Origin of the sequence: Chamaesiphon sp. OTE_8_metabat_110, assembly GCF_031382685.1 — a bacterium.
In the GTDB taxonomy this organism is placed as follows: domain Bacteria; phylum Cyanobacteriota; class Cyanobacteriia; order Cyanobacteriales; family Chamaesiphonaceae; genus Chamaesiphon.
Genome location: NZ_JANMZA010000313.1, coordinates 1 through 2566, shown reverse-complemented (window position 1 = coordinate 2566; position 2566 = coordinate 1). Strand labels below are relative to the sequence as shown.

At 45.4% G+C, this 2566-nt stretch carries 5 protein-coding genes; 2 read left to right on the top strand and 3 right to left on the bottom strand.

Annotated features, from left to right (window positions below; translation table 11 throughout):
• The 3 genes from RMO52_RS11550 to RMO52_RS11540 form a co-directional block, all read right to left on the bottom strand.
• Positions 1-952: alkaline phosphatase (locus RMO52_RS11550; RefSeq protein ID WP_310414200.1), on the bottom strand; the 952-nt coding region annotated here is incomplete at its 3' end.
• 225 nt (positions 953-1177) lie between these two features.
• The gene (locus RMO52_RS11545; RefSeq protein WP_309742516.1) at positions 1178-1663 is read right to left on the bottom strand and encodes a GNAT family N-acetyltransferase; all 486 of its coding nucleotides are present in this window, start codon (positions 1661-1663) and stop codon (positions 1178-1180) included.
• Positions 1664-1691: 28 nt separating this feature from the next.
• Positions 1692-1958: a hypothetical protein gene (locus RMO52_RS11540; protein ID WP_310414197.1), complete on the bottom strand. Its 267-nt coding sequence runs from the start codon at positions 1956-1958 to the stop codon at positions 1692-1694.
• A 163-nt stretch (positions 1959-2121) separates the two neighbouring features.
• Between RMO52_RS11540 and RMO52_RS11535 the strand changes: the two genes are divergently transcribed.
• Together RMO52_RS11535 and RMO52_RS11530 are read left to right on the top strand one after the other, a co-directional pair.
• The gene (locus tag RMO52_RS11535; RefSeq protein ID WP_309742518.1) at positions 2122-2289 is read left to right on the top strand and encodes a metallothionein; all 168 of its coding nucleotides are present in this window, start codon (positions 2122-2124) and stop codon (positions 2287-2289) included.
• On the top strand, positions 2290-2566 hold a 277-nt coding region (locus RMO52_RS11530), incomplete at its 3' end, for a metalloregulator ArsR/SmtB family transcription factor (protein ID WP_310414194.1). It lies immediately after the preceding gene.

Genomic DNA, 2566 nt, shown 5'->3' with positions numbered 1-2566 from the left:
CTACACCGATCGCTTTATCAGCGCGGAGCGTGCCTTCGATCGTGCCAGCAGCGTTATTATTATTACCAAAGTTATCCGCACCCTCTTCTTCAACGATCGAGATCGATCCATTTTTGAAGTTGGGGTGCTTCTCCATCAACTTCTGGGTGATATCCAACATCTCACCGATTGTCGGTGCAGATTCCTTGTACAGTGGGAGATTCGCTGCGGCTAAGGCTTCTTCTGGTCGATCGTTAAAAGTATGAATCGGTGCGAATACACCCAATACTTTAGTTGGTGTTACTGGAGTCTTCTTGGGGTCGAGAAGATCTCGGTACTGTGCCTCGGTGTAAACCACCGTATAGCCAGATTTTTTGGCGAGTTCGATTAAATTTTCAGTAGGACGGACGAGCGAACTTTTACTGAGCGCATCGTATTCAGCCGCAGTACCGTGAAAACCCGCCTGACCGACAGGAATCATGTTCAGTTCGCCACCGCCCAAGATAAAGTTGACCCCAGAATTAATCACCTGCTTGGCGATTTCTGCTTGTTGAGCGCGGGGCACAGTCTTGCTACCATCTGGGTTAACAATTTCCTTGGTTTTGGCAACAAAGGCGGCTGTACCAGGCTCAAAGATCGCACCTGATTGGACTAGTGCAGTCACTTTACCTGCATCTCTAGCTTCCTCGACAATCGTTTTGCTAGTGCCAGACAGAGATTTGACGGGGGTATTACCTTGCTCCAGACCGAAGGATTCAGCATAGACTTTCGCGCCTGTTGCATGGGTAACAGCACCACCATTAGATGTGCCGCCCAGTTGATCTTCCATGTGTCCCAGGTAGACACCTGCTTTGTCAAGATTATCCCAGTTCAGCCGTCCGTCGGGGCCTTGTTCGACAAACCGCGCCGCTGCGTAGTGAGATGGGCTAGTCCCATCGGGATGGATAAAGATAACATGATTTCCAGTTTGCATGACGATCCAAATTTGTATGATTGGTAAACGGTTGTCTAGAGCCAGTTACAATTGATTTGAGACGGGTTTTGGAGCGAAATTTTACAAGTTTTTAGTGCGGAAATGATAATGATTATCCACTCACACAATGATTTCACAGATAGGTTAAGGATGATTAATGAGCGGGTTAACAATTAAATCGATTGAGTGCAACAGCAATGTAAAAACGATCGCATTTTTCCAAGTTTAGAATTGGTTGGTGCTTTGTTTCTCAAGCACATCCACAAACGCTTTCGGAGCAGATGTAATTCTTAGATCTTCAAATAATTCTTTCGGCATGAATTTTTCTAGAATCGGCATACATTCCTCTAGCTCGTTTTTCCTCATACCGAAACTATCGTTTGAAAGCAGCGAAAACCCAAAATCTGAATAAAGCTTAATTGCTCGAAAACTAGATGGCTGTGTGTGCAAGTAAACAGGATAATCTTGCCTTTCTAGTTTCCGCATAATAATTGAAAGCAAAGTACCAACACCTTGTCCTTCGCATTCTTTGAGGACTTTGAACCATTGAATCGTATTAAATTCATCATACGCTTGCCAACTCAAGCAGGTGGCGATGGGTTTACCTTGCAGATCGCAGACGAACAACGTTTTAGCAAAAAATAATTCCTCTTTTCCACCATAAGTCACTCTAAAGTAATCGGACATAAATCCATCATATTCTTTTGCCAAAACTAGTTAAATCTGGCGAACTTGCCATCTAATTGAGTGTGATACCTACTTGCAGTGCCGCTACCCTACAGCCATTGCAATCACAACTAAAATTTTTCCCAGCAAGTTGTTTTTGTCGCGCAAGTAAAGCTTGGTGGGCAGATTTGGGGTCGATAACAGGTGCTGCTACTGGTTGGATCTTCCAGGCTTTAAGTGCCTCTGGCTGCGGTTGCGGTTGGGAAGGATTAGCTTGAGCGAGATAAGTGGCTCCGATCGCTCCAGCCACAGGTAGCCATAGTAAGTTAAATAGTTTCATCTTAAATATTTTTCAGCGATTCGATCGCTATTATAAATCTGTCCGAGCGGCTTCTAGCATTTTGCATTTTACGGCAAATGGAAATTGTAAGGATTCCCAGTTGTGATTACCTGAACGTGCATTCATGTGTTAGGATATTAAGATAACTCAAAAGAGAACCACCATGTCTACTGTTACCCAAATGAAATGTGCTTGTAACTCCTGCCTGTGTATCGTTTCGCTCTCAGACGCGATCGTCAAAGACGGCAAACATTACTGTGGCGATGCTTGTGCTAACGGTCATCCCGCCGGACAAGGTTGCGGACACACAGGCTGTGGATGCAGCAAATAAATGTCAGATCGATCTACCGAACCAGTAACGAGCGAAGATGGGGAAGAACTTTGTTGTGAAGCTCCCCATCCGACTCACCCTGACGATGCAAATTCCCCACCCACCGAAATGCTCTCGGTGGAGAAGGCACAGCGTCTGTCAGAGTTTTTAGGCTTTTTAGCCGATCCCAATCGGTTGAGAATTCTCTCGATCCTCGCAGCGAAGGAAATGTGCGTTGGCGATTTGGCGGCGATGTTGGAGATGAACGAATCGGCGGTATCCCATCAGTTAAGAATGC